Here is a 7,033-nt window from a genome sequence, read left to right as displayed (position 1 = left end):
TTGAGATGTTATAACGCTCAAGTTGGTGAGGCACTGGCAAATGTCAAAGCAATGAACAAAGTCATAGGACTAGGTATGCCTGTTAGAAGCTAACGGCTAGTCATATATGGCGTCGTTGATCTTCAAGCTGATTTGATCAACAACGCCATGAAAACGTCCAAACCTGATTCTATCGTAGAAGATAAATCCAAATCAGCGCCTGTTGCAGACGCCGATATCAGTCGAGCTAACAGCACGATTGCGATTGATGAACATGAGCATCATGAGGCTCCGAAAGGGATTACTCGTTGGCTCTACTCAACCAATCATAAGGATATAGGTACACTTTATCTCTGGTTCAGCTTTATTATGTTCCTGACTGGTGGGGCGATGGCGATGATCATTCGCGTCGAGCTATTCCAGCCTGGCTTGCAATTGGTTGAGCCACAGTTTTTTAACCAGATGACTACGGTTCATGGTCTGGTGATGGTATTTGGTGCAGTAATGCCAGCATTTACCGGACTGGCAAACTGGATGATCCCAATGATGATTGGCGCTCCGGATATGGCACTGCCACGAATGAACAATCTTAGTTTTTGGATCTTACCTTTTGCCTTCCTGATCCTACTCGCGTCACTGTTCACCGAAGGAGGCGGTCCGGACTTCGGCTGGACCTTCTATGCGCCGCTGTCGACCACTTATGGCCCAGACAGTACTGCGTTGTTTGTGTTCTCGGTCCATATCATGGGCATCAGTTCGATCATGGGGGCGATTAACGTCATCGTAACCATAGTGAATATGCGCGCTCCGGGTATGACCTGGTTTAAAATGCCAATGTTCGTTTGGACCTGGTTAATCACTGCATTCCTGCTTATCGCGGTGATGCCGGTGCTGGCTGGAGCCGTGACCATGGTGTTAACCGATAAATATTTCGGCACCTCATTCTTTGATGCCGCGGGTGGTGGTGACCCGGTCATGTTCCAGCATATTTTCTGGTTCTTCGGCCACCCTGAAGTGTACATCATGATCCTGCCGTCCTTCGGTATCATCTCAGCGATTATTCCTGCCTTTAGTGGAAAGAAACTGTTTGGCTACCACTCGATGGTTTACGCGACGTGCAGTATTGCATTGCTGTCGTTCCTTGTGTGGGCACACCATATGTTTACGACGGGTATGCCCGTTTTCGCCGAGTTGTTTTTTATGTATTGCACCATGCTGATAGCGGTGCCAACTGGCGTTAAGGTGTTTAACTGGGTGGCGACAATGTGGCGCGGCGCAATGACCTTTGAGACGCCGATGTTGTTTGCGATCGCCTTTATCATTCTCTTTACTATTGGTGGTTTCTCTGGATTGATGTTGGCGATTGTTCCCGCAGACTTCCAGTATCACGATACCTACTTTGTAGTGGCGCACTTCCATTATGTTTTGGTCTCTGGCGCGGTGTTCTCCATTATGGCAGCAGCCTACTACTGGTTACCGAAATGGACAGGGCATATGTATGACCAAAAACTGAGCTTGTGGCACTTCTGGTGTTCGGTAATTTCAGTCAATGTGTTGTTCTTCCCTATGCACTTTCTTGGTTTGGCGGGCATGCCACGACGAATACCCGACTATGCGATTCAGTTTGCCGATGTGAATCAGATCGTTTCCTTTGGTGGATTTGCCTTTGGCCTGTCGCAACTGATCTTCCTCTGGCTGGTGATTAAGTGCATCAAAGGCGGCGAGAAAGTTTCTGAGAAACCATGGGAACGTGCTGAAGGGCTAGAGTGGACGGTGCCAAGTCCTGCGCCACATCACACCTTTTCTGAGCCACCAAAAATCGACTGAGGAAAGCTCATGGACGGACAAGCCAAATCAAACCGAAGATTAGTGATCAAGCTTTGTGCAGCCGTTGTTGCAATGTTTGGTTTTGGTTTTGCGCTGGTCCCCCTTTATGACGTGATGTGTGATGTGTTAGGAATCAATGGAAAAACCAACAGTGAGTCTGCGCTACAACCACAAGGTATGGTTCCTGACACATCACGTCTCATTCGGGTCGAATTTATGGCCCACAATAATCAGGGTATTCCCTGGTCGTTTGTTCCCGAGCAGGCGTTTATGGAAGTGCATCCGGGGCAAGTTATTCAGACTGCCTATCATGCAAAGAATCTTTCGCCAAAAGATATAGTTGGCCAGGCGGTCCCATCGGTATCGCCTGGATTAGGGGCAACCTATTTCAATAAAATTGAGTGTTTCTGTTTTAACCAGCAGCCGTTACAGGCAAATGCCCAAGCTGAGATGCCACTGATTTTTTATATTGAACCGGATATTCCCGACACCATCCATACCCTGACTTTGTCCTATACCCTTTATGACATTAGTGAAAAAGTAGCGACAACAGAGTTAGCCAAGGTCTCATCAAATGCGGTGGATGAGACAGTGCAAGGAGCGACACAATGAGTTCTAAACATCAACCCTACTATGTTCCAGCGCAAAGCAGTTGGCCTATTGTTGGCGCAGTCTCTCTCTTTCTTATTGCCGTCGGTGCCGGTTTGACGGTACAAAACATGGCGGAGGGGGGAGATGGCAGTGTATTTGGCAAGCTAATCCTGTTAGCGGGTTTTCTGTTCTTACTTTACATGTTTGCTGGCTGGTTTAGCAACGTTATCACGGAATCAATGAGTGGTCAGTATTCTGCTCAGCTATCACGTTCATTCAGACAGGGGATGAGTTGGTTTATCTTCTCTGAAATCATGTTCTTTGGTGCGTTTTTTGGCGCGCTCTTTTATGCGCGAATGATTTCAGTCCCTTGGCTGGGGGGAGCGGGCAATAATGCCATGACTCACGAAGTGATTTGGCCTGCCTTTGAAGCCTTATGGCCGTTGACCACGACTCCAGACGGGACAACGACAACGGCAATGTCGTGGCAGGGTATCCCATTAATCAATACCATATTGCTGCTCACATCGTCAGTGACTTTGCACATGGCACATATCAGTCTGGAGCAGAACAAACGTATGGCGCTGATTGTGTGGCTGGAAATTACCATTGTTCTGGCTGGCTTCTTCCTCTACTACCAAGGCGTTGAGTATGCTCACGCCTATCAGGATCTCGGGTTGACTTTGCAGTCCGGTGTTTATGGTAACACCTTTTTCCTACTGACCGGCTTCCATGGCATGCACGTATTGCTCGGCACCCTATTCTTAATTGTATTGCTGGCAAGGGTGGCGAAGGATCACTTTACGCCAAAGGAACATTTTGCCTTTCAGGCTGGCAGTTGGTACTGGCATTTCGTCGATGTGGTATGGCTGTGTCTATTTGTGTTTGTTTACGTTCTTTAACACTTGATAGTGCGCCCGTTAGTAGGGGCGCACATTGGGTTCGATAAAACCGCTTAAGAGGGCGGCAATGAGTAAGACAACTGCAAGTGCGGATAGGAAGACGCGCCGGCCAAGGTAGAAACTCATGGGCTTGTCATCTTGTGGAGATTTATCGCTCTCTTCATTTGAGTCTGGCCCTTTGACCATCTCAAGCATGGCTCGACCAAGGTTGATTAAGATGAAAAGTAGCAGCAATACCAATACTAGTTTGAAGATAAATACCATGAGGCGGTCCTTTGTGTCTCACATCAGAATTGGGCGTTTTGTCGTTGGTTTTGTATTAACTGTGGTTGTCTTTTCAATATTGGTCAACTTGGGCTTTTGGCAATTATCTCGAGCTGCCGAAAAAACGGAAATAGAGCAACAGGTTACTCAAAGACAACACTTAGCGGCCATTTCCTTGGATCAACTCAGTGATGAGATGCAAAACGATCCCATAGGGCTGAAAGTGCATTTCCAAGCTCAACCGATGAAGGACAAGTTGTTGTTGCTGGACAATCAACATCATCAAGGCAAGGTTGGGTATCTGGCATTGCAACTGGTCGAAAGTGCACAAGGAAAGCGGGTGATTGTTGAGCGTGGATTTGTTCCCGCGCCTCGTTTTCGGGATCAATTGCCTGAGGTTGATTGGTTGGAGTTGCCCCTAAAGATCGAAGGGCGTTTATATCGGAAATCAGTTAACCCGCTAAGTCATCAATTACTCATTGAATCTGGCCCAATTAGCCGCATTCAAAACCTCAACTTCGCTGAGTTGGAAACGTTTTGGAAAGTGAAGATAGAGCCTTATGTGGTTCAGCCGATGAGTGAAAGTTGGCCGTATCCGCAACCTTGGCAACCTGTGTCGATGAACTCAGAGAAACATCGAGGTTACGCGGTACAGTGGTTTGCGATGGCAGCGGCGTTAGCTGTTCTCAGCGGTCTGCTACTGCTGCGTACCATCAGAAAAGGAGCAACACATGATTAATCCAGTTTATCGGGGAAGAATTATTTTCATTGGTTTAGTTGTGATGTTCGCTTTACCTGCGATTATCGCTAAGACTGTACTCTCACAGCATTGGTATCAATCTGGAGTGACAAACAAAGGTGAGTTGATTGAGCCTGTCGCAACACTGGAGTCGCTAGGTATTGCCAATCCTTACCAACAGAGTCAATGGCAACTAGGTTATGTTATTCCCCCTGAGTGTGATGAGTTTTGTCAGCAGCAGGTGTATCTGCTGGGGCAGAGCCATTTAGCACTAGGTAAGTATCAGCAGCGTGTTCAGCCTGTATTGTTGGTGACTGGGCAGAGTGCCGCTATTGAGGTGGAAAAGGGCAAGTACGCGCAACTTATGGTCAATCAGGACTTCGAGCAGATCGTTCACCCATTTGAATACGTGATTGTTGATCCTCTCGGGCAACTGGTGATGCGTTATCCACGTGTGGAATCACAATCTGAATTGGTGTCCCAGAGTAAGGGGCTGCTCGCCGATTTACGCAAATTGCTTAAGTTATCTCGTGTAGGCTAACCGCAAGGAGTGCGGATATGAAGTTAATACACTTAGTTAGATTCAGCTTAATCCTGACCTTTATTGTCGTCATGTTAGGTGCATATACACGTCTTGCTGACGCGGGACTGGGCTGCCCCGATTGGCCCGGTTGTTATGGACATCTGACCGTGCCCAACGAACAACATGAAATCGCCCTTGCACAGTCACTCTACCCCTCACTGACTGTTGAAGCGGATAAAGCCTGGCTTGAGATGATCCATCGCTACTTCGCGGGCACACTAGGGCTAGTTGTATTTGCCATTAGCGTTATCGCGATAAAGAGTCGTCAGCTATCGTATCTGCTCGCTTCCTCGATATCCGTCGTGGTGATATTTCAGGCCCTACTGGGTATGTGGACTGTCACTATGAAACTGATGCCGATTGTGGTGATGGGCCATCTGCTCGGAGGGTTTACTCTGTTTAGCTTATTGGCCATTACTCACTGGAAGCTTCAGGCTAACGATCGGAATCGCTTACCCTCGCAGGCGAGTAACGACAACGGCCTGAGACTCTTAGCTGGTGCGACCTTGCTGGTGGTCATCGGTCAGATTGCTCTGGGTGGCTGGACATCGTCTAACTATGCTGCGTTGATGTGTACCACATTGCCGATTTGTCAGGGAGATTGGGTCGCTTATCTCGACGTCCCGCGAGCATTTGAGTTGATTCAGCCTAAACAAGAAAGTTATGAATTCGGAACGCTGGATTATGGTGCTCGAATGACGATTCATGTCACCCATCGCTTTGGCGCTCTGTTGGTTACCTTAATGGTTACGGCTCTGGCCTATCGCTTATGGGCAACCCAAGTAACCGATTTTCGTAAGGTCTCCATCTCATTATTGATTATGTTAGTGGTGCAAATTGCACTAGGAATTGGCAACGTTGTGCTGAGCTTACCTCTCGTGGTTGCCGTCGCACACAACCTTGGTGCGGCAATGTTGCTGATCATTGTATTACGGACTAACTATCTGCTTTGGCAATCTGAATCGCTCACTTCACCTAGTGCACGCCTGTACCGTAAGGAGAATGCTCATGAGTAAATCTATTTCTGCTAGTTATATTGCGAGCAGAGCACAATGGCGAAACTACCTCACTTTAACTAAACCGAAAGTGGTCGCGTTGATGCTGCTAACTGCTCTAGTTGGTATGTGTCTTGCCGTCCCGGGAGCGTTACCGATTAAAGAAAGTATACTTGGCCTATTGGGTATTGGTTTGATGGCAGGTTCGGCGGCAGCATTCAATCATCTTATTGATCAGCGAATTGATGCGGTTATGGCCCGTACCTACAAAAGACCATTACCATCGGGTCAGATGAAATCACATCACGTATTCAGTTTTGCTATGGTGATTGGGCTGGTTGGTTTCGTTATCCTATACTGGGGCGTCAATGGTTTAACGGCCGGGCTAACGTTTGCTAGCCTTTTGGGTTATGCAGTGGTGTACACCATGTATCTCAAGCGAGCGACGCCGCAAAATATTGTCATCGCTGGCATTGCTGGTGCTATGCCTCCGTTGCTGGGATGGGCAGCGGTCACAGGAGAAATGCATGCCAATGGTTGGTTACTAGTGATGATCATCTTTATCTGGACGCCACCACATTTCTGGGCTCTGGCGATTCACCGTAAAGAGGACTATGCCAAAGCAGATATTCCAATGTTGCCGGTGACGCATGGCGTGGAATATACTAAAACCTCGATTCTTCTCTATACGATATTGCTAGCGATAGTCAGTTTATTACCCGCTTTGGTGGGAATGAGCGGCAGTCTGTATTGGATAGGTTCAACCATACTGAGTCTCGGCTTCATCGGTCATGCATGGAAGTTGAAATTCAATCCACACGAAAAATCGGCAATCGAGACATTTAAGTTTTCCATTTATCATTTAATGCTCCTGTTTTTGGTGCTTCTGCTCGATCATTACTGGGTTGGCTAACGTGTGTCATTGGAACGCTGGACTCACTTGGTGAGTTCAGTGTTTCGCTTCTAACTCCTATTGTTCATCTGCTCTCGCACCCTCTACCTCAACCTTTATTATTGTCGTAAAAATTAATTTACACTCTGTGTAAAGTGTAAAAAAGCAAAAAATATTGCCTTTTATTTAAAATAGTGGTTGCAACCTTGGTTTTTGATAGATAAGTTACAGGGAACAGGAACAAGAAAAGCTGAACGTTTT

General features: G+C 47.2%; 8 protein-coding genes. 7 read left to right on the top strand and 1 reads right to left on the bottom strand.

Translation table 11 applies throughout. The features are described from left to right. The first annotated feature begins 147 nt into the window (after positions 1-147). The 3 genes from ctaD to QTN94_RS07605 are packed head-to-tail and all read left to right on the top strand — an operon-like array spanning position 148 to position 3,299. Positions 148-1,806, top strand: coding sequence for a cytochrome c oxidase subunit I (gene ctaD / locus QTN94_RS07615; protein ID WP_331427340.1), 1,659 nt, complete (start codon positions 148-150; stop codon positions 1,804-1,806). Positions 1,807-1,815: 9 nt separating this feature from the next. Beyond that, positions 1,816-2,418, top strand: a complete 603-nt coding sequence (locus tag QTN94_RS07610) for a cytochrome c oxidase assembly protein (protein WP_331416840.1) — start codon at positions 1,816-1,818, stop codon at positions 2,416-2,418. Continuing rightward, a complete protein-coding gene (locus QTN94_RS07605; protein WP_331416841.1) occupies positions 2,415-3,299 on the top strand; it encodes a cytochrome c oxidase subunit 3 in 885 nt (294 codons plus the stop codon). Before QTN94_RS07610 ends, QTN94_RS07605 begins: the two co-directional genes overlap by 4 nt. An 18-nt stretch (positions 3,300-3,317) precedes the next feature. Here the strand turns inward: QTN94_RS07605 and QTN94_RS07600 are convergent, their stop codons facing one another. After that, complete coding sequence (locus QTN94_RS07600; RefSeq protein ID WP_331416842.1) at positions 3,318-3,563, bottom strand: DUF2909 family protein; 246 nt, start codon at positions 3,561-3,563, stop codon at positions 3,318-3,320. A gap of 13 nt (positions 3,564-3,576) precedes the next feature. Between QTN94_RS07600 and QTN94_RS07595 the strand changes: the two genes are divergently transcribed. Genes QTN94_RS07595 through cyoE form a run of 4 tightly spaced genes read left to right on the top strand, consistent with a single transcriptional unit; the run spans position 3,577 to position 6,793 of the window. Then, complete coding sequence (locus tag QTN94_RS07595; protein ID WP_331416844.1) at positions 3,577-4,302, top strand: SURF1 family protein; 726 nt, start codon at positions 3,577-3,579, stop codon at positions 4,300-4,302. After that, positions 4,295-4,843 carry a hypothetical protein gene (locus tag QTN94_RS07590; protein WP_006878460.1) on the top strand — a complete coding sequence of 183 codons (549 nt, stop codon included), beginning with the start codon at positions 4,295-4,297 and terminating at the stop codon, positions 4,841-4,843. Before QTN94_RS07595 ends, QTN94_RS07590 begins: the two co-directional genes overlap by 8 nt. Positions 4,844-4,860: 17 nt before the next feature. Further along, positions 4,861-5,901, top strand: coding sequence for a COX15/CtaA family protein (locus tag QTN94_RS07585; RefSeq protein ID WP_331416845.1), 1,041 nt, complete (start codon positions 4,861-4,863; stop codon positions 5,899-5,901). Then, complete coding sequence (cyoE, locus tag QTN94_RS07580; RefSeq protein WP_331427339.1) at positions 5,894-6,793, top strand: heme o synthase; 900 nt, start codon at positions 5,894-5,896, stop codon at positions 6,791-6,793. Before QTN94_RS07585 ends, cyoE begins: the two co-directional genes overlap by 8 nt. The last annotated feature ends 240 nt before the right edge of the window (positions 6,794-7,033 follow it).

It is taken from the genome of Vibrio sp. M250220 (assembly GCF_036533795.1).
Taxonomy (GTDB): domain Bacteria; phylum Pseudomonadota; class Gammaproteobacteria; order Enterobacterales; family Vibrionaceae; genus Vibrio.
The sequence above is the reverse complement of the archived record's forward strand: the minus strand, read 5'-3'. Positions and strand labels throughout refer to the sequence as shown.